Raw genomic sequence first — 19449 nt, 5'->3', positions numbered from 1 at the left:
TAGAAAAACCACTAAAGCCCTTACTACGAACTTTTTTAGTTGATGTTTTTTAGGATTTATGCTGAAACTTTGTCCGAAAGAAACAGCGTCAATGCTAACTAAAGATGGGGTTCGTTTAGATGCTGACATCTACCGCCCCGATGCGGAGGGCGAATTTCCAGTATTGTTAATGCGGCAACCTTACGGAAGGGATCTCGCCTCTACAGTCGTATATTCCCATCCCGCATGGTACGCCAAACACGGCTACATTGTTGTCATCCAAGACGTGCGGGGACGCGGCACTTCCGAAGGCGAATTTAACCTATTTGTTAGCGAAACACAAGACGGTTTTGATAGCGTCAATTGGGCAGCTAATTTGCCGGGAAGTAACGGCAAAGTCGGAATGTATGGTTTTTCCTACCAAGGCATGACTCAACTCTACGCGGCGGCTGCTAAACCGAGCGCATTAATCACAATTTGTCCGGCAATGGTAGGCTGCAATTTATACACAGATTGGGCCTATGAAGGCGGCGCGTTTTGTCTGCAATCAAATCTCGGCTGGGCAATTCAGCTAGCCGCAGAAACCGCTCGCTTAAAAGCCGATATTTCTGCCTATCAAGCCTTGTATGCAGCTTCGATAAATCTCCCGCTATGCGATAGTGTGCCGGCGCGTCCTGAGATTATTAAAAATCTGGCACCCGACTCATATTATCACGATTGGTTGGATAATTATCGACAGAACGAGTATTGGGAAAAGTTATCGCCAAACATCAAAAATTTAGACTTGCCAATGCTCCACTTGGGCGGTTGGTTTGATACTTATTTGCGGGGAACAATCCATTTTTACAAGGAAATGGCGAGCCGAAGTTCCTGTCCGCAGCATTTGATAATTGGCCCTTGGGCGCATTTACCTTGGGGGCGAAAAGTTGGAGCGTTGGATTATGGTTTTGCAGCTTCCAATCCTGTGGATGAGTTGCAAATTCGCTGGTTCGATCGCTTCCTCAAAGGAGTTGATACAGGAATATTAGATGAGCGGCCGATTTCGCTATTTGAGATGGGGAGGAATGATTGGAGAAAATTTGATAAATGGCCTAATAATAATCATAAATCTTATTTTTTAGGAAGTAGCGGACTTGCCGCGATGAGAGAAGATGCGGGTATTTTAACAGATTGTTGCCGGGATGTTGGCACTGATGATATATTTGTACATGACCCTTGGCGCCCGGTGCCATCCTTGGGAGGTCATGCTGCATTTCCTGCAGGTGCGATGGAGCGATCGACTATTGACTGCCGCACCGACATTTTAACATACACTTCGGCACCGCTAACAGCAGATTTGGACTTAGCTGGAGATATAATTGTCGAAGTATTTTGTACCGCAGATACGCCTACTTTTGATTTGTGTGCGATACTTTCTGAGGTCAAAGATAGCGGCAGCGTCTACAATTTTACTCAAGCTTACGTCCGGGTAAATTCAGGTGAAACACCTGTAAGAATTGTGCTGCAAGCAACTTGTATGCAAATTGCCAAAGGTAATGCCTTGCGTCTGAGTTTGAGTGCGGCTTGTTTTCCTGCTTACGACGTGAATCAGGGAACGGGTGCGCCGGGCGGTGAAGCGCGGGCGATCGATGCTAAAATTATCACGCTGACAGTAAGTTGTGGCGGGAATTGTCCCTCTCAAATTTTGCTGCCAATTGTCAATTAAACCTAAAATCTATCTAACTATGAGCGTTATCTTTCACATCACCCGCAGCCAACAGTGGGAAGAAGCAAAACAAGTTCAATCCTATCGCGGAGATACGCTAGATACTGAAGGATTTATCCACTGTTCGACACTGCCGCAAGTTCTTAAATCTGCTAATAAATTTTTTGTGGGACAAACAGGATTGCTGCTGCTTTTGATTGACTCGGACAAAGTGCAAGCTGAACTTAAGTATGAATTGGCTGCGGGTGAAAATTACCCGCACATTTACGGGCCGCTGAATGTTGATGCTGTGTTGAAAGTTGTTGAGTTTGAACCGGGTGCAGATGGCAAGTTTGAATTGCCTGAAGAATTAAGGGATGTTGTTTAAAATTCTGATTTTTGAGCATTGTCAACTAAGTTTTTAGGGCGGGCTAGGAGCAACGGCCCACGGGAAAGTTGAATTTTGTGGAACGGGCATCTTGCCCGTTCTAATTCCTGAAATATATCAATTTAAACTTACTGATTAACCAACTCTGCCGCCAATTTGAGTGCATCTTCGCGAGTCGCAATTCTCCCTTCCACCCGCGCTAATTGAATCTCCATTAACACTTGACCGATGCGCGGACTTCGGGGCAATTTCAAATATTCCATTAAATCATTACCGCTAACTAATTGTGTGGCATGAGCAATAATATCATCAGCATCCAGATAGCGATTAATTAACAGTGAAATATCCTCAACCGCAACTCCCGCAGCCACGGCCACAACCGCTAAAACTGGAAATACTATTCCCACATCCCGAAACAAAAAATACTGTTCCCGCAAAGACATTTCCGCGATGGGTTTTGCTTGCAATTGTGGCAAGTATTTCAAAAGCCCGATCGCACTTTTAATCTCCGCATTGCTGTATTTCAACCGCAGCAACTGCGTTTCAGCAATGGTCGGGTCAGAATCTGCCAAAATAGCCAGCTTCGCGACAGCCAACAAAGGCGTTTTAATTGTATCTCGAATCTGATGCCCGAATTCCTTCCCTAATTCCGGGTAAATTGTCGCTAATTTGTCAGCAGATGCGTCAATTTTTGTCAAAATATCGAAACGGTCGATCGCACTTTCAAACCAAATCGAAAACAAACCGTCTTCGCAACCACGACAAATCCAAGGAACACCGTCAGGATTGCTCAACAAATAACCCAATTCCGTCCGCACCCGTTCCACCGCTACCCGACTCAACAGCGGCGCCAATTCCCGAATCGCCGATTGAGTTTCAGGTTCGATCGCAAAACCCAACTGCGCCGCTTGGCGGTAAGCTCTTAATAACCTCAGCGGATCGTCCTCCAAATTTGACCGCGAAACCATCCGCAGCACACCCAACCGCAAATCAGTTTGACCCTCCAAAGGATCGATGATTTCTCCTGTAAAAGGATTGTAGGCGATCGCATTGATCCGAAAATCCCGGCGCAGCAAATCCCCCTCCAGACTCCCCCCTTCCGCTTGCGCCAAATCCACCGTACCGCCCGCAAACACCACCCGCGCAATTTGGCGTTCCGCATCCAACAAGACAAATCCACCTTTCGTGCGATCGGCAATTTTTCGAGCAGTCTTCACCGCCCGTGTTAGCATGACAAAATCCAAATCAAAATAGTGCGATCGGCGGCCCAGCAACGCATCCCGCACCGCACCCCCTACCAGATAAGCAGGCGGTGTCAGCAGTTCCAAATCAAACGGCCAACTATCAGGAGATAATGAAGAGGGCAAATTAATCGGCATCGCAACAAAAATCTACTTTCCTTACAAACAATTAAACTCTTGCTACGCTAGATTAACAGAAAGCTCAAATTTCACCAATCTTTTTGAAATGCACAGAGGATATCAAGAATGTGTATTTGTATTAACTGCCACTATGTAGACCGCTGCTTCACCTACCACGCCGTAGAAGAACAGCACGAACAGCTTCACCTCACCGAAACACCCGATTTCGACCCCGTAGAACCCACCATCAACGTAAACATTCGCCCCCGCCAAGACGAAATTGAAATGGAATGGGATGTAGTCGGGTGTCAGAGTTTCAAGCAAGAGACCGGCAAATGGGCAAAATTGCGGCCAGGCGAACTCGTCCCGACTTAAGGCAGAAGTCATTAGTCAGTAGTCAGTAGTCATTAGTTATTTGTTGGTTGTTGGTTGCTATTTGTTGTTTTTTATAGGTTTTTTTTGAGTTGTTAACGATAACAACCAATAACCAATTCCCAATTTCCAATTCCCGATGCCCGATGCCCAATTCCCCCTTCCCAATTAAAAATCTAAAATCTAAAATCTAAAATCTAAAATCAAATGTGCTATTGCTTAAACCCAACTTGTCAGAATCCGCAAAACCCAGGGGATGCAGAATTGTGCCAAAGTTGCGGCTCAAAATTGTTGTTGACTATTGACCCAGAAACGCCATCTGCATCTCGCTACCGAACCATAAAGCCGATCGGGCAAGGAGGCTTTGGCCGAACCTTTCTAGCAGTTGATGAAACCAAACCCCTGATTTTTTCGCAGTGCGTAATCAAGCAATTTTTGCAGCAAAATATCGCAGCCGAAAAAGCCGCTCAACTATTTCACCAAGAAGCAGCCCAGCTAGAAACCTTGGGAAAACATCCCCAGATTCCAGAATTAATCGCGCATTTTGAACAAGACGGGAGACAGTATTTAGTACAAGAATTTATAGACGGCAAAAACCTAGCCAGAGAATTAGAACAAAAAGGAGCATTCACCGAAACTCAAATTCGGCAAATTCTCAACGATTTATTGCCAGTGCTCCACTTCGTCCACAAATCCAAAGTTATTCACCGCGATATCAAACCCGAAAATATCATTCGCCGCCGCCTATCTCCAACTCCTTTACCCGCTTTAGAAAGTTCCTATCAACCCTCTCCTTTCCAAAAAGATATTGTTTTAGTAGACTTTGGTGCAGCTAAGAAAGTAACAGCAACCGGCTTGCCACAAACAGGTACAATCATCGGCAGTGCTGCTTATACAGCCCCAGAACAATTGATGGGGAAAGCAGTTTTTGCCAGCGATATCTACAGTTTGGGCGTTACCTGCATTCACTTGCTGACTGAAATTCCTCCCTTCGATTTGTTCGACAGTACAGAGGATTCTTGGGCTTGGCGAAATTATTTGAAGACTGCTGTTAGCGATGATTTCGGCCGCATCCTCGACACCATGCTTCAAAGTGCCACCAATCGGCGCTACAGTTCAGCATCAGCAGTCATCCGGCACTTGAACCCCAAACCAGTCTATTTAGACGCAGAGCCTGTGCTCGACGCGCCGGAAACGCCCGCAGAACGGGTGCTTACACCCGCGCCCGGTGTGTCGCTTTTCACTCGCCAACAGCAAGCCGAAATTCAGCAAGCTTTACAAGAGGATCTCGCCCCGTACAATGTTACAATCCAAGTCAGTCAAGCCAAGCAACAGCTCAATATCGTCATCAACAGAACCGAAGACAACCCCGTTTACTATCCGCACTTATCTCAAATAATTGCCACCCGACTCACCGATTTGCAGTTAAATAAAGTCGCAGCCGTGAAGCTGTTGGGAAGAGTCAACAATTCTCGCCGCCCGGAGTGGAAGCAAATATTGCAAATCGATCCCAAGATTAAATTGAGAAACAAACTCGTGCGGATGCAACACAATCAATTAGTCAAGAAAATTGCCCCTGTTACTACCCAAGAATTTTGGCTGCCGAAGTTGAAAACTCAGGATTTTTGGGTAGATGCGCTAATGTTTGCCTTAGTTTGGTTTATCTTTGGCTCTCAAATAGTCATTTTTAACTCGTGGTTCGCGCTAATAGTTGCGTCTGGTTTTATGACGGTGAAGCATCAAGTTTCCCAACACAAAGAATTTGCAAATAAAAATTTATTTGCAAGTTTAGTAGTGCTGTTTTTGATGACTGGGGGCATGGGTAATTCCAGGATTTTAAATACGGGAATATTTGGCATTCTTTTGGGTTGCTTAGTTGTGGCTTTGCCCCTGTTTTTTGTTAAGGAAAATTATCAGTAATCGTGAATAGCAATCCCCAAGACGGAACATTAGTTAAAAAATACGGCTTAGCCCTGCACACAGCTAGTCGCGAACTCGGTTTAGCCATCAGCAATTTTGCCGGGGATTCTCGCTGCCAAACTTGGAATTTGGATCGCGATTTAGCAACTCATTTGCATCAGTATTTAGTCGAGTTTATTGGGCCGCAAACTTGGGCGGATTTGGCTTTTATTGCAGTGGCGAAGGGGCCCGGAGGTTTCACGGGGACTCGGATGGGTATGGTGACGGCGCGGACTTTGGCTCAACAGTTGGATATTCCGGTTTTTGCGATTTCAACTTTGGCGGCTGTGGCTTGCAGCAGCAGTAAAAAATCTATCTCAAATCAGGATATGGCGCTGCAAATGCCTGCACAGCGGGGACAATTGTTTGGGGCGGTTTATTCAGTTAACAAAGATTCTGGTTTAACTGAGTTGTTTCCTGATACGGTGATGACTCCTGAATCTTGGCAGGAAAAGTTGGATAATTGGGGGAATTCTTATCAGTTAATTGAAGTGGGTAGCGAGTTGGGTTGGTCGGTTTCTAGTGTGTTGGAATTGGCTTATTTGGAGTGGCAAATGGGAAGTCGCCCTGATTGGTCGGATGCTTTGCCTTATTACGGTCAACATCCGGTTAAGGGACACTAAATATTGGGAATTGGGAAAGTGGTAATTAGGGATAAGTGATGTTGACTTTTAGCCAATCCAATCCGAGATCCAGGTTGTACGTATCGTTAGTGACTTTTCCGGCATTAGCCACCACAGCCTTTTGAAGAAGAGATTTTTGCAATGGCATTCTCAGCGGCTCAGCAAAGCTCTGATCCGCAGCAATTTGTACCTCAAATCGCTCGGCTTCGTCACTAGGATATGTTGTGGCATATATACCAATCTTACCTGAGACTTCATCAAGTTCCGAGACTAGGGCAGTTGCCGCTTTCCACCATTTATAAGCTGCCTTGGTTGCCTTAGAATCGCTTCCATAAGCATTCCATATCAGCATGGTTGTGATTGCTGACTGCCTAATCTGACAACACATAATCTTAGCTACGTGGAGATGTTCGTCCAGCGTGAAGCCCTTACGTGGTCTGGGTAGATTGTGTGGTGGATAAAGTCCTCGTGATGATTGTTGATGAAATTCTTCTCTAAACCCCGCGATAAACTCATTGTCCCATTGTTCGGCGAACTCAGTTTGCCCGTAGTAGCATTTTACTGGGTCAATTTCAGGGTTGTAGCCGTTCTTGAAAAGAATGTAATTGTCGGGGACTTCACCACAAACGATGTTATCTAGGTTAGACTTAAGCGTTGACAATGCCCTTTCAACATTGCAAGCAAGCCTGCTAACTTTTGAGGTTTGGCGGTAGCACCAACTAGATACAACACTCAGGCTTAGTGCTTCATCTCTCCGGTGTTTAATGTATAGCCCCAAATGTTTGTGCTGTTCAAAAGTGAAGCCTTGATAGATATTGTTTTTTGAATATTTTTGTCCGGCTTTGATCGTGCTCATCTCTGTTCAAAATTGCGTTATTTTTTTAACAGCCATAGATTATAACATAAGTTTTCATTGTTCATTTAAGGGCGATACAAACTTCGAGGCAAAAAGTTAATGTTAGGGGGTCTGGGCTTTCGGTTCGCAATCGATCGATCTCAGCTCGATCGCAGCCGCGAGATTCCATGAAATCGAGCATCCAGTTCGTTATTGTAGCGAGATCGATGTATTTTGCTCCGAGACAAACAGGGCAAATCTCTGGGCTGAGGGTACCGGTGCCGCCGCATTCGGGGCAATCCCAGTGGGTTGTTACCGGATCGGGGGTAGTTAGGATGTTGTTCATGCTGGGAAAAAGTACGCGCGGCGTAGCTATCGCGCAGGAAATCGCACTACTCGTTAACTCTAGCAAAAATGCCGATCGCCCTTACTTCTTCCTGCCTTTACACTAAGCGGGCTAGTGATTAAGATTGACAAAAATACAAAAGGGGTGGCTATGTTCGATCGCACTCAATGGTTTTTGGCTGGTATGTCGATCGCGCTTTCGGTTCAGCTAAGTCAGCCAGTGGCAGCAGCCGTGCCCGTTGGTAAAGTCTTACAAACGGCACAAACTAACAGTAGCGAGGCTGCTGAAAAAGCATTAAAGGAAGGGCTGCAACTTTACCAGCAAGGAACGGCGGAAGCTTTAAGAAGTGCGATCGTCAAGTTTGAAGAAGCCTTAAAGCTGTATCGGCAAGCAGGCGACAAGAGAGGGCAAGCAGTTAGCCTCCTTGGTCTTGGCCAAATCTACTCAGACTTGGGAGAGAAACAGAAAGCCTTAGAGTATTTGAGTCAATCCCTTCCCTTGTTTCAGACCGTAGGCGATCGCGGCGGGGAAGCTATTACCCTCAACAACATCGGCAATGTCTACTCAGAATTGGGAGAACAACAGAAGGCGCTAGAGTATTACAGCCAGTCGCTTCCCCTGAGTCGGGCAACAGGCGATCGCAGCGGGGAAGCTACCACCCTCAACAACATCGGCGGTGTCTACTCAGATTTGGGAGAAAAACAGAAAGCGCTAGAGTATTACAGCCAGTCCCTTCCCCTGAGACGGGCAATCGGCGATCGCAGCGGGGAAGCTACCACCCTCACCACCATCGGCTTAGTCTACTCAGAATTGGGAGAAAAACAGAAAGCGCTAGAGTATTACAGCCAGTCCCTTCCCCTTTTTCGGGCCGTGGGCGATCGCCGCGGGGAAGCTACCACCCTAAACAACATCGGCTTAGTCTACTCAGATTTGGGAGAAAAACAGAAAGCGCTAGAGTATTACAGCCAGTCCCTTCCCCTGAAACGGGCCGTGGGCGATCGCGGTGGGGAAGCTGCCACCCTCAGCAACATCGGCTTAGTCTACTCAGATTTGGGAGAAAAACAGAAAGCGCTAGAGTATTACAGCCAGTCGCTTCCCCTGAAACGGGCCGTGGGCGATCGCCGTGGGGAAGCTATCACCCTCAACAACATTGGCAGTGTCTACTCAGATTTGGGAGAAAAACAGAAAGCGCTAGAGTATTACAGCCAGTCGCTTCCCCTGAGACGGGCAGTAGGCGATCGCCGCGGGGAAGCTACCACCCTCAACAACATAGGTCAAGCCTACTCAGATTTGGGAGAAAAACAGAAAGCGCTAGAGTATTACAGCCAGTCGCTTCCCCTGATTCGAGCAGTAGGATCTCGCAGTGGGGAAGCTCGCACCCTCAACAACATCGGCAGTGTCTACTCAGAATTGGGAGAAAAACAGAAAGCGCTAGAGTATTTGGGCCAGTCGCTTCCCCTATTTCGGGCAGTAGGCGATCGCGGCGGGGAAGCTACCATCCTTTACAACATAGCTTTTGTCAAACGCAACCAAAACAATCTTACCGAAGCCCTCAATGACATTGAATCCTCTCTCAAAATCATCGAAAACCTCCGCACCAAAATAGCCAGCCCTGAACTCCGCACCTCATACTTTGCCACAGTACAGGACTACTACGAACTCTACATCGATTTGTTAATGCAACTGCATAAAACTAATCCTAAATCCGGTTATGATACAAAAGCCTTAGAAGCCAGCGAACGTTCGAGGGCCCGCAGCCTCATCGAACTTCTCCAAGAAAGTAAGGCCAACATTCGCGAAGGTATTTCCCCCGATTTACTGCAACAAGAAAAGAGCCTGCAACAGCAACTCGATGCCATTGAAAAGCAGCGCATCGAAACAATCAGTAGCCCCAACCCCCATCCAACTAAAATCGATGAAATCGACAAACAGCGCCTATCACTTTTGCAACAATATCAGCAAATTCAAACCAATATTCGTACCGCTAGCCCCCGCTACGCTGCCCTCACCCAGCCCCAACCTTTAACACTGACAGAAATTCAGAAACAGATTCTTGATGAAAACACTATTTTATTGCAGTATTCCCTCGGCAAATACCGCAGTTATTTGTGGGTTGTGACATCAACAGGAGTAACCAGCTATGAATTACCAAAACAGGTTGACATTGAAACAGCAGCCCGCAATTTTCGAGACGCAATAACTAGCCCAATTCAGAGAGATATTCCCCACAAAGTGGCCGAAGCAAGTGCCAATCTGGGTCAATTAATTTTACAGCCCGCAGCAGCCCAATTAGGAAACAAACGCTTATTAATTGTTCCCGACGGCGTGCTGCACTATACCGCTTTTCCAGCTTTAACTCTTGCCAAAACCGCCGGACAAAATACCAATGATCCCTTAATTGCCGAACATGAAATTATTACCCTGCCTTCCGCCTCAACTCTCGCTATTCTCCGGCAAAATTATGGAGATAGAAAACCGCCCAGCCGAACTTTAGCAATTTTAGCTGATCCTGTTTTCAGTCCAGATGATGAAAGAATTAAAGGAAAAATCACCCAAGCAACAACAGAAAAATTAGAAGCAAACAACCTCGGTTTAAATCAATCGCTTCGTGCTTCCGATCGGGGATGGCCGCCCGAACGCCTACCATTTACCCGCCAAGAAGCCCAAACAATATTAAGCTTAGTACCCTCAGATTCTAGCAGTCAAAAGATTGATTTTTCTGCCAGTCGCACTACCGCCACCGACGGCAGTTTAGCCAATTATCAAATCGTTCACTTCGCCACCCACGGTCTTGCCAACAGCAAAAAGCCCGAATTGTCAGGAATTCTGATGTCGATGGTAGATGACAAAGGCAATCTTGTCAATGGTTTTTTGCGCCTCACGGATATTTTTAACTTGAAACTGGCGGCAAATTTAGTGGTTTTAAGTGCTTGTCAGACGGGAATGGGACAGAATGTTAAAGGCGAAGGAATGGTGGGATTAACTAGGGGTTTTATGTATGCGGGGGCGCAGCGGGTGGCGGTGAGTTTGTGGAGTGTGGATGATGAAGGAACTTCTGTGTTAATGCAAAAGTTTTATCAAAAAATGCTGCAACAAAAGTTAGCGCCGGCGGCAGCTTTGAGGGCGGCACAGATTGAAATGATGCAGCAGGAAAAATGGAAATCTCCCTATTATTGGGCGGCTTTTACCTTGCAAGGGGAGTGGAAATGATATACACCACTTTTGCTGGTAAGTAAGTACATAGCCCTTGTAGGGACACGGCAATGCCCATTGGTGTCAAGTTAACGTTAAATCGGTACTCCGACAGTCCGACAGTCCGATAGTCCGACAGTCCGATAGTCCGACAGTCCGACAGTCCGACAGTCCGACAGTCCGACAGTCCGACAGGGAATGAATTCCCTGTCTAATAGCTAAAGTCCTCTGAAGAGGACTAATGAGTTTAAAACTTTGGTGTTGCTTGGCCTTGCTGATTCATGGTAGGAATTCAGATTTCCCAATTGCTATAAAACAAGTATGGTGAGTTTTGTAACATCAAGCGAAAAGTTGATTCCTACCGTGAATCAGCAACGTCAAAAATTCATCTTCTCAGTCCTCTTCAGAGGACTTTAGCTATTAGACAGGGGTTTCAACCCCTGGCGGACTGGCGGACTAACGGGTGGGCGGGCTGACAGCTTAAGTTGACACCAATGGCCGAAGAGCCCGCCCAGAAAAGGGTTTATCGCCCGCTAGCTAAAGCCTCCCGCAATTTGCGGCCCCGCGATTTATCCGGAAGTTCGGGAGTCGCCATCCGCAACACAAAATCCAGCAACCAAGGCGCAATTCGGTGACACCAAACTGCTAGATGACTTTGCCATCCTACTAAGATTTCCGGCGCATCTTTCTGCAATCCCGCGACAAGTGCTAGGGCAACTTTTTCGGGAGTTGTGGGCACTACCCACCGGAATTGTTCCAAGTCTCGCACCATGTCGGTATCTGTTAGAGATGGCAGCAAAGCTGTGACTCGAACATTGTACTGAGTTAACTCGCTGCGTAAAGCTTGGGTGAATCCCAAAATTGCAAATTTGGTAGCAGAATAAGTTGCCATTGTGGGCGCGGCTATTTTTCCCATTAAGCTCGAAACATTGACGATTGTTCCTTCTTTTTGAGTCGCCATTCGCCTCGCAATCAAGCGGGTAATTGTGTAGGTTCCGAGCAAATTTAAGGCGATTTCTTCCTCGATTAACGGCAGCGGAGAACGCAAGAATGATGCTTGGTGCGCGACGCCTGCACAGTTGACTAGCAGGTGAATTGGGCCGCTATCTCGCCAAGCTTGGGCGATCGCAATATTCACCGCTACTGACTGAGTTAAATCCAAAGCTAACGGCACTACTTCTGTGCCCAAAACATCGATTTCCTCTGCCAGTTCAATTAATTGCTTGCGGTTGCGCGCCACAATCAACAAGCGTTTGACTCCTTGTCTCGCTAATTCCAGGGCGATCGATCGCCCAATTCCGCGCGAAGCTCCTGTAACAAGAGCTGTTTTTCCTTGAAGTTGCATAGATTAAACCTTTTGGTTGATGCTCACCGCGGCACGGAGTTATGAGTTGTGAGTTGTGAATTATTAGTTACGAGTTGGATGTTTTGGCGGTAACAACTCATAATTCATAATTGTTGAAAAGGCTATCTTGTTTCGATAGACCTCATTTACTTGTGGGGTTAACTCAAAACTAAAAACTGTTGAATCGCTAACGTGCGCGTGAGTTGAACTAAACTTTGGGTTTGCCAGAAATCAGTCAGATATCTGGTCTTTTAACCTCATACAAGCAGACAAACCTGAGATGGGCAAACCTAGTCGGAAATCATGGCCAAGCGGGCTTTATTACCGCTTTTTCTTCAGTTCGCGGAGGCGGACTTTGCCTGTGTAGCCGCGAATTTATTCTCCGGGGTATTCACCGCGAATTGGTCATTGAGCGGGGTTGGAGAACCCCTCTTTCTTCACTCCGTGGAGGCGGATTTTGCCTGGGTAGCTGCGAATAAATTGGCCGGGAATATTCGCCGGGATTGGTTATTCGCCAGGGCTTAATTACCCCTCTTTTTTTTGTCCGCAGAGGCAGACGATATCCTGTGCAGCGGCGACTTACAATCGCCGGGGATTCGTGCGAATTGGCACAGGATAATTGAGCAATGCAGATTATCAATTCCACACCTCCTAGATATGAGAATTTCCTATCTACACACACCTTAACAACTTGACAGAGAAGCGGCAACAATTTTTAATAAATCTTCCGCAACACTTCTTTACAATTTTCTCAGACTGCCGATTTCCAAGTGCCGTGAAAGCCCAAAGGTATGACACCGGGCAATTCTAGCTTGCAAACAGGTTCGCGGGAAAGTCCGTCGCTGTCAAATATCCAGACTTCGCTGCTATCAGAATTGCCGTCGTAAACAACTGTCAAAATCCAACCTTTCTCCGAGGAAATATCTGGAACGTAGATGGGCTCTGCGGGATAGCGATTTTCGCCCAAGTCGGCAATTGTGAGATTGCGGCTTTGCGTGTCCAAACGGGCGATCGCACCGTAACGTTCGGCTACAATATCAACGTCAGGCCGATACATTGCCAGATAAATATATTGTGCGTCTTGCCCTATTTCGGCAGCAGGTACGATCGGAAACTCACAAGGTTTATCCAACAATTCTTCTATTCCTGTCACTTTCGCCGTCAGAGGATTGAGATGCACCCGCCACAGAGTCCCCTCCGCATCGGTGCTAGTTTCACCAGTCGGTACTTCTTTCAGTCGCTGATTAGTTTGAAAGTCAGCGAAGCGCACAAAATCTACCGCCACCGAACCATCTTCCTTCACAAAACCGTTAGCAAAATGCCACTGGAACCAAGGTTCTGTTTCGCCGCGACTAACTAAAGAGAGAGTTTCTGAGTCAAAAACTAATATCTGAGTACCTAACTCCGGTTTCCACTTAAAGGACTCGCTATAACTGCTAATTCCCGTTAACAATGGCAAAAAATTGACTTGCACCGGCGGGATAAAAAATATCAGATACTTTTCCGCAAAAACAAAATCGTGGAGCGCGTAAATTCCATCTAAAGCAACTGTTGATTGTTGCACGATTTTTCCAGTAAAATCGCTTTTATACAGATTCAACTTTGTAGTCGCACCGTTGGTAATTCCAAAGTTGAAAATATTGCCGGTAATCGGGTCGCGCTTGCAGTGAGCAGAATAAACAAATTTACTATCTAAACTGCCTAAATCGTCCGTTCCCTGAGTTTCCAGGGTTTGCAAATCGAGGCGGTGAGGCGGGCCACCTTCCCACAATGCCAAAAGGCGATCGGGCAAAGCTAAAACAGAAGTATTGGCAGCATTTTTAACAGTTTTACTCCACCGCAACCACACAGGGCCCGGTGCTGTCATGCCATAATTACTGTAGAGAAATTTATCAGCTTTTTCTTCAGCTAGATATCCCGCTGTTTGCACGTAGCGATAAACAGCCGTAGCACCGACATCGGTAAAATGTACTGCCAAAATTGCACCGTCGCCATCAAACCAGTGTCCCGCAGCAACACCGCCGCGTTCCAAACGTCCGGGCCCGTTGCGGTAGAGACTGCCGCGCAATCCTTCGGGAATTTTACCAGTTTTAACCGATAGCTGAGTCAGCGGAAACTCCGCAGCAGGAAAGGCTAAAGATTTGGCCCAGGATTTTTTAGCTGAGATTTTAGTGTCGGTTTTCATTTGAAACTCGCAATTTTAAAGTGATATGGCAGAGATTTTCCTATACAATTATAGCAAAAGTTACCTAACAGCTATGACTCTCCGCCGCCGTGCTCTGCTGACAACTTTTGGGCTGACTGCTATTGGTACTCAGCTTGTGCCGTTAGCGAAGCCCTCGAAGAGGATCACCCAAACCAACCTATCTCCCAAAAGTGCGATCGTGAAGCCGCGCCGCCTGCAAGTTGGCGATACAGTAGCTTTAATCAATCCTGCCGCTTTCAACTACAAAAAAGAAATCGAGGATTTTTTTAAAGTTATGGAAAAGCTGGGTTTAAAAGTTAAATTGGGAGAGCATTTTTACGATCGCTACGGCTATTTAGCCGGCAAGGATGCCGATCGCGCCGCCGATGTCAACGCAGCCTTTGCCGATGACTCAGTGCGAGCTATTTTTACCGGGATGGGCGGCTGGGGCTGTGGTCGGATCTTGCCGCTCCTAGATTACAATATTATCGGCAACAACCCCAAAATTATTATGGGATTTAGCGATATTACGGCGCTGTTATTGGCGATTTATGCTAAAACTAATAGAGTTACTTTTCACGGCCCTTTAGGTGCGTCAACGTGGAGTCCCTTTACAGTGGATTACGTCAAAAAAGTTTTGTTTGACGGAGGTGCTGTGACTATGCAAAACTCCAAAAGCGTGCAAGTTCAAACAATCGGGCGCGGCACAGCTAGGGGAAAACTAATCGGCGGCAATTTATCAGTAATCGCAGCAATGGTGGGTTCTGCATATTTACCGCAGTGGGAAAACAGTATTTTGTTTGTCGAGGAAGTTGGCGAAGAAGTTTATCGCATCGATAGAATGTTGACGCAGCTCAAATTAGCGGGCATTCTCGATAAAATATCAGGTTTTATTTTCGGACAGTGTACCAAGTGCGAAGCTGAAAAACCCCAAGAGTCCCTAACCTTACCTCAAGTATTGTCCGACCACATTCGCCCTTTGAAGATTCCGGCGTGGTACGGTTCAATGGTGGGACACATCCGGGAACAGTTCACTTTGCCGATCGGTCTAGAAGTCGAAATCGACGCTGACTCTGGTACAATCAGATTATTAGAATCCGCTGTCAGCTAAATCTTAAACTCTTCTGGATATTACCGAGGCAGAGCCAGGGAACGAGAAATAAATTAAACACAAAATCTGAAATATCGTGAAAAAAACCGCACAATTAATTAAACCCTTAACAGTAATAATTTTGACAATTCTTTGCCTGTTGCCGCTCAATGCCTGTGCAGCAGCAAGTAAAACCGCAAATGGCGACTCGATTTATCAGCAGCGAACAGTCCACAATCCCGACGGTATCGGCAAATTTTACATGGGTCGAGAAATTGCCCAAGTCATGGGATATCAAGGCGCTGGTTGGCTGGAAAGACCGTCTCGCGGCATGGAGGAAAAATCAGCTCGATTAGTCAACAATCTCGATTTAAAACCAACCGATATTGTAGCAGACATTGGAGCGGGAACGGGATATTTTAGCTTTCGCATCGCTCCCTTAGTTCCAGAAGGAAAGGTTTTAGCAGTTGACGTGCAGCCGGAAATGATTAATTTTATTAAATTGAATAAACAAGAAAAAAATATCGCTAATGTTGAGCCAGTTTTGGGAAGTATCGATAATCCGAATTTGCCCGAAAACAGTGTAGATTTAGTTTTGATGGTCGATGCTTATCACGAATTTGCATATCCCAGAGAAATGATGCAAGGAATTGTGAAAGCACTCAAACCGGGAGGCCGCACGGTATCGATCGAGTATCGAGGCGAAAACCCGCTGATTCCCATTAAAGGTTTGCACAAAATGACGCAGAAGCAGGTGAAAAAAGAAATGGCCGCCGTCGGTTTAGTATGGAAAGAGACAAAAGATATGTTACCCCAGCAGCATTTGATGGTGTTTGAGAAACCATCTCAAATTTAGCAGCCAAACAGAGCGATTGTTTACCATTTTTACTCATTTTTGTCAAGGTACAAAAGACGTATTTTTGAGGCGCGCGGGCGATCGGTCAAAAATTCTAAGCCTTAAGTAACCATTAAGAGAGACATTTTACTAAAAATACCATTTACAATTAAAAATTGATAACCCAGAGGCGCTTCCTTCATTTTTCAAGCGAAGAAGTGTCGCTATTAAGAAGTACCAGCGTGAACATTCCAAGTTCCATCCTCACCATGCTCGCCGGCATCGGAGTGACTCTGATCAGTCTCTGGTACGGGCAGAATCACGGTTTGATGCCGATCGCCGCCTCTGACGAAGCATCCGACATAGACGCACTTTTCAATACAATGATGACCATTTCCACTGGACTATTTATCATGGTCCAGGGAATTCTCATCGTTGCTGCAATTAAATATCGCCGCCGTCAAGGAGACAATACAGACGGGCCGCCTTGGCATGACAACTTTCCCTTAGAAATTCTTTGGACAGCCGTGCCGGCGGTGATTATTTTAGGAATCGGAGTCTACAGTTTTGAGATTTACAACTCAATGGGAGGCCTCGATCCGATGGGCAATCACGACCACGGCACCATGCAAGCGCACTCTAAAATGCGGGGAAGTGCGATCGCAGCCACACTCTCAGATACACCCCAAAACGCCCCTCAAATTCCGTCTAGAAAACTTGTTGCTTTAGGCGTAGGCGCTTCCCCAGAAAATGAAGACAAACCAGCAGACTTAGTTGTAAATGTCACAGGTTTGCAGTACGCCTGGATTTTTAGCTATCCAGAAAGCGGCGTTAGTTCTGGCGAACTGCATATGCCACTAAACCGCGACGTACAGCTAAATATTTCCGCTCAAGACGTGCTGCACGCATTTTGGCTGCCGGAATTTCGCCTCAAACAAGATGCAATTCCTGGGCGGCCGAGCGAACTGAGATTTACACCAACTAAAACCGGCGAATACCGGGTTGTTTGTGCTGAATTGTGCGGCGCTTATCACGGAGCGATGAAAGCTGTAGCCGTCGTTCACACGCCCGAAGAATTCGACGGTTGGCTGCAAGAACAGCAAGTTGCTAGCAGTCAAAACTTAGAGCAAGCAGTTGCAGTCAATCCAGGGGAATTGTCAGACGGTGAATTTTTGGCTCCCTACGTCAGGGAAATAAAAATTAATTCCGAAGCCCTAGAACAACTTCACCCAACTCATCACTAAAAATAGTCATTAGTTCTGGCCACTGGGTATTTTATCCTGAGCTAATAACTAATGACTAATAACTAATGACTAATAACTATGACACAAGCACAGTTCCAAGAAAGTGCCAACACTGAAGCTCGCGGAACAGCGCCCGCCGATAGACATTGGCGCGACTACTTCACTTTTAATACCGACCACAAAGTCATCGGTATTCAATACCTGGTAACAACATTTATTTTCTATCTAATCGGCGGCGTGATGGCAACCTTGGTGCGAACAGAACTCGCCACCCCCGACGCCGATTTTGTCACCCCCGAACTCTACAACAGTTTATTTACTGTTCACGCGACAGTGATGATCTTCCTGTGGATCGTACCCGCCGGAGCCGGATTTGCTAACTTTTTGATCCCCTTAATGATCGGGGCAAAAGACATGGCATTTCCCCGGCTGAATGCCGTTGCCTTTTGGATGATTCCCGTAGGTGGCGTGTTGCTGTTGAGCAGTTTTTTGGTAGGAGCTCCACAGGCGGGTTGGACTTCCTATCCGCCTTTGAGCTTAGTTACTGCTCAAGCGGGGGAAGAAATTTGGATTCTCAGCGTTTTGATTCTGGGAACTTCTTCGATTTTGGGGGCGGTGAATTTTGCCATTACCATCTTTACCATGCGGGTTCCCAGCATGGGTCTCAATGATATGCCCTTGTTTTGCTGGGCGATGATTGCGACTTCAGCGCTGACTTTGATTGCTACTCCAGTCTTAGCCGCAGCTTTGATTTTGCTGTCGTTTGACTTGTTAGCCGGGACGGCATTTTTTAACCCAACCGGCAACGGCGATCCCATCGTCTACCAGCATTTATTCTGGTTTTATTCGCACCCGGCAGTTTACATTATGATTATGCCCTTTTTCGGGGTGATTTCAGAAGTTTTGCCGGTGCATTCGCGCAAGCCAATTTTTGGTTATTTGGCGATCGCATATTCCAGTCTCGCAATCAGCTTTTTGGGCTTGATCGTGTGGGCGCACCATATGTTTACCAGCGGCACTCCCGGCTGGCTGCGGATGTTTTTTATGATCACGACTATGATCATCGCCGTACCAACAGGGATTAAAATATTTAGCTGGTTGGCAACTATTTGGGGAGGAAAACTCCGGCTTGTCAGCGCCATGCTATTTGGGATGGGTTTTATCTCAACATTTGTGCTCGGCGGCATCACCGGGATCATGGTGGCTTCCGTACCTTTCGACATTCACGTTCACGACACTTATTTTGTCGTCGCTCACCTACACTACGTGCTGTTTGGCGGCTCAGTGTTTGGCATTTACGCTGCTTTTTACCACTGGTTCCCCAAAATGACGGGGCGGATGATTAATGAATTTTGGGGTAGAGTTCACTTTGTTTTAACTTATGTTGGCTTTACTGTAACTTTCCTGCCGATGCACGCTTTGGGGATGCAAGGAATGCCCCGGCGGGTGGCAATGTACGACCCGAAATTTACCACAATTAATGTCATTTGTACTGTCGGTGCTTATATGCTGGCAGTGTCTACAATCCCGTTTATCATTAATGTGATTTGGAGCTGGAGGTACGGCCCGAAAGCAGGTGACAATCCTTGGCAAGCTTTGAGTTTGGAATGGATGACGACTTCACCGCCCCCCATCGAAAATTTTGAAGGAGTGCCGGTATTGGCAACGGGGCCTTACGATTACGGCATGGAAAAAATTCAGAATACAGGGGAACGTCTCAGGCTCAAGCTGAGGGAAAATGCCACCCGCAATACCCAGAAAACAGGTATTCCTATTGCGGAGGCTCAAGCTTCAACTTTCTTTGGCGGTACTGCAACTTTGGTCGCTCCTGAATCAGAGGTAAATGTTGATTCTCCGGCTGATGAAAGTCAAGATGGCGAGTAGTTATTAGTCATCAGTCATCAGTTATTAATGTCAACAAACACGTCTAACGTAGTACGGATCTGCTATCTGACGATTAAGCTCTCCATCCCCCCTAGCCCCCCTTAAGAAGGGGGGAACCGGACACACT

General features: G+C 46.5%; 15 protein-coding genes. 10 read left to right on the top strand and 5 right to left on the bottom strand.

Going from position 1 to position 19449, the window contains the following annotated elements; all coding sequences use genetic code 11:
• Nucleotides 1-91: 91 nt before the first annotated feature.
• Together QUA34_RS04875 and QUA34_RS04870 are read left to right on the top strand one after the other, a co-directional pair.
• Nucleotides 92-1684, top strand: coding sequence for a CocE/NonD family hydrolase (locus tag QUA34_RS04875; protein WP_333384452.1), 1593 nt, complete (start codon nucleotides 92-94; stop codon nucleotides 1682-1684).
• A 19-nt stretch (nucleotides 1685-1703) separates the two neighbouring features.
• Complete coding sequence (locus QUA34_RS04870) at nucleotides 1704-2051, top strand: DUF952 domain-containing protein (RefSeq protein WP_333330187.1); 348 nt, start codon at nucleotides 1704-1706, stop codon at nucleotides 2049-2051.
• A 128-nt stretch (nucleotides 2052-2179) separates the two neighbouring features.
• Here QUA34_RS04870 and QUA34_RS04865 read toward each other — a convergent pair whose 3' ends face one another.
• Nucleotides 2180-3430, bottom strand: a complete 1251-nt coding sequence (locus QUA34_RS04865) for a CCA tRNA nucleotidyltransferase (protein ID WP_333384449.1) — start codon at nucleotides 3428-3430, stop codon at nucleotides 2180-2182.
• Between the two features lie 108 nt (nucleotides 3431-3538).
• Here QUA34_RS04865 and QUA34_RS04860 point away from each other — a divergent pair, with 108 nt between their 5' ends.
• The 3 genes from QUA34_RS04860 to tsaB all read left to right on the top strand — a co-directional run bounded on the left by QUA34_RS04860 (nucleotide 3539) and on the right by tsaB (nucleotide 6366).
• Nucleotides 3539-3787, top strand: a complete 249-nt coding sequence (locus tag QUA34_RS04860) for a Ycf34 family protein (protein ID WP_006632635.1) — start codon at nucleotides 3539-3541, stop codon at nucleotides 3785-3787.
• A 204-nt stretch (nucleotides 3788-3991) separates the two neighbouring features.
• Nucleotides 3992-5704 (top strand): serine/threonine-protein kinase, encoded by a 1713-nt coding sequence (locus QUA34_RS04855; RefSeq protein WP_333384446.1) that lies wholly within the window; start codon nucleotides 3992-3994, stop codon nucleotides 5702-5704.
• Between the two features lie 2 nt (nucleotides 5705-5706).
• Entirely contained in the window at nucleotides 5707-6366 is a 660-nt protein-coding gene (gene tsaB / locus QUA34_RS04850) for a tRNA (adenosine(37)-N6)-threonylcarbamoyltransferase complex dimerization subunit type 1 TsaB (RefSeq protein ID WP_333384443.1), read from the top strand.
• Between the two features lie 25 nt (nucleotides 6367-6391).
• Here the strand turns inward: tsaB and QUA34_RS04845 are convergent, their stop codons facing one another.
• Both QUA34_RS04845 and QUA34_RS04840 read right to left on the bottom strand, forming a co-directional pair.
• Nucleotides 6392-7222: a hypothetical protein gene (locus QUA34_RS04845; protein WP_333102338.1), complete on the bottom strand. Its 831-nt coding sequence runs from the start codon at nucleotides 7220-7222 to the stop codon at nucleotides 6392-6394.
• Between the two features lie 61 nt (nucleotides 7223-7283).
• Nucleotides 7284-7547 (bottom strand): hypothetical protein, encoded by a 264-nt coding sequence (locus tag QUA34_RS04840; RefSeq protein ID WP_333028109.1) that lies wholly within the window; start codon nucleotides 7545-7547, stop codon nucleotides 7284-7286.
• 150 nt (nucleotides 7548-7697) lie between these two features.
• On the opposite strand from QUA34_RS04840, the gene QUA34_RS04835 reads away from it, so the two are divergent.
• Nucleotides 7698-10757 (top strand): CHAT domain-containing protein, encoded by a 3060-nt coding sequence (locus QUA34_RS04835; protein ID WP_445242798.1) that lies wholly within the window; start codon nucleotides 7698-7700, stop codon nucleotides 10755-10757.
• A 505-nt stretch (nucleotides 10758-11262) separates the two neighbouring features.
• On the opposite strand, the gene QUA34_RS04830 is transcribed toward QUA34_RS04835, so the two are convergent.
• Both QUA34_RS04830 and QUA34_RS04825 read right to left on the bottom strand, forming a co-directional pair.
• Nucleotides 11263-12084 carry an SDR family NAD(P)-dependent oxidoreductase gene (locus QUA34_RS04830; RefSeq protein ID WP_333384437.1) on the bottom strand — a complete coding sequence of 274 codons (822 nt, stop codon included), beginning with the start codon at nucleotides 12082-12084 and terminating at the stop codon, nucleotides 11263-11265.
• Nucleotides 12085-12835: 751 nt separating this feature from the next.
• Nucleotides 12836-14269 carry a carotenoid oxygenase family protein gene (locus QUA34_RS04825; RefSeq protein ID WP_333384434.1) on the bottom strand — a complete coding sequence of 478 codons (1434 nt, stop codon included), beginning with the start codon at nucleotides 14267-14269 and terminating at the stop codon, nucleotides 12836-12838.
• 73 nt (nucleotides 14270-14342) lie between these two features.
• Between QUA34_RS04825 and QUA34_RS04820 the strand changes: the two genes are divergently transcribed.
• The 4 genes from QUA34_RS04820 to ctaD all read left to right on the top strand — a co-directional run bounded on the left by QUA34_RS04820 (nucleotide 14343) and on the right by ctaD (nucleotide 19322).
• Entirely contained in the window at nucleotides 14343-15380 is a 1038-nt protein-coding gene (locus QUA34_RS04820) for an LD-carboxypeptidase (protein ID WP_333384505.1), read from the top strand.
• Between the two features lie 76 nt (nucleotides 15381-15456).
• Nucleotides 15457-16215 (top strand): class I SAM-dependent methyltransferase, encoded by a 759-nt coding sequence (locus QUA34_RS04815; protein ID WP_333384431.1) that lies wholly within the window; start codon nucleotides 15457-15459, stop codon nucleotides 16213-16215.
• A 221-nt stretch (nucleotides 16216-16436) separates the two neighbouring features.
• The gene (locus tag QUA34_RS04810; protein WP_333384429.1) at nucleotides 16437-17438 is read left to right on the top strand and encodes a cytochrome c oxidase subunit II; all 1002 of its coding nucleotides are present in this window, start codon (nucleotides 16437-16439) and stop codon (nucleotides 17436-17438) included.
• A gap of 78 nt (nucleotides 17439-17516) precedes the next feature.
• Nucleotides 17517-19322 (top strand): cytochrome c oxidase subunit I, encoded by a 1806-nt coding sequence (ctaD, locus tag QUA34_RS04805; RefSeq protein ID WP_333330219.1) that lies wholly within the window; start codon nucleotides 17517-17519, stop codon nucleotides 19320-19322.
• Nucleotides 19323-19449: the final 127 nt, after the last annotated feature.

Source organism: Microcoleus sp. POL10_C6, assembly GCF_036701585.1.
GTDB lineage: Bacteria > Cyanobacteriota > Cyanobacteriia > Cyanobacteriales > Microcoleaceae > Microcoleus.
This window is presented reverse-complemented; position numbering and strand designations above follow the sequence as displayed.

What these genes read in the sequence shown, in the direction of transcription:
- QUA34_RS04825 (WP_333384434.1), bottom strand. Translation starts at nt 14,269, where the DNA reads ATGAAAACCGACACTAAAATCTCAGCTAAAAAATCCTGGGCCAAATCT.
- ctaD (WP_333330219.1), top strand. Translation starts at nt 17,517, where the DNA reads ATGACACAAGCACAGTTCCAAGAAAGTGCCAACACTGAAGCTCGCGGA.
- QUA34_RS04865 (WP_333384449.1), bottom strand. Translation starts at nt 3,430, where the DNA reads ATGCCGATTAATTTGCCCTCTTCATTATCTCCTGATAGTTGGCCGTTT.
- QUA34_RS04835 (WP_445242798.1), top strand. Translation starts at nt 7,698, where the DNA reads ATGTTCGATCGCACTCAATGGTTTTTGGCTGGTATGTCGATCGCGCTT.
- QUA34_RS04875 (WP_333384452.1), top strand. Translation starts at nt 92, where the DNA reads ATGCTAACTAAAGATGGGGTTCGTTTAGATGCTGACATCTACCGCCCC.
- QUA34_RS04855 (WP_333384446.1), top strand. Translation starts at nt 3,992, where the DNA reads ATGTGCTATTGCTTAAACCCAACTTGTCAGAATCCGCAAAACCCAGGG.
- QUA34_RS04860 (WP_006632635.1), top strand. Translation starts at nt 3,539, where the DNA reads ATGTGTATTTGTATTAACTGCCACTATGTAGACCGCTGCTTCACCTAC.
- QUA34_RS04840 (WP_333028109.1), bottom strand. Translation starts at nt 7,547, where the DNA reads ATGAACAACATCCTAACTACCCCCGATCCGGTAACAACCCACTGGGAT.
- QUA34_RS04870 (WP_333330187.1), top strand. Translation starts at nt 1,704, where the DNA reads ATGAGCGTTATCTTTCACATCACCCGCAGCCAACAGTGGGAAGAAGCA.
- QUA34_RS04830 (WP_333384437.1), bottom strand. Translation starts at nt 12,084, where the DNA reads ATGCAACTTCAAGGAAAAACAGCTCTTGTTACAGGAGCTTCGCGCGGA.
- QUA34_RS04845 (WP_333102338.1), bottom strand. Translation starts at nt 7,222, where the DNA reads ATGAGCACGATCAAAGCCGGACAAAAATATTCAAAAAACAATATCTAT.
- QUA34_RS04820 (WP_333384505.1), top strand. Translation starts at nt 14,343, where the DNA reads ATGACTCTCCGCCGCCGTGCTCTGCTGACAACTTTTGGGCTGACTGCT.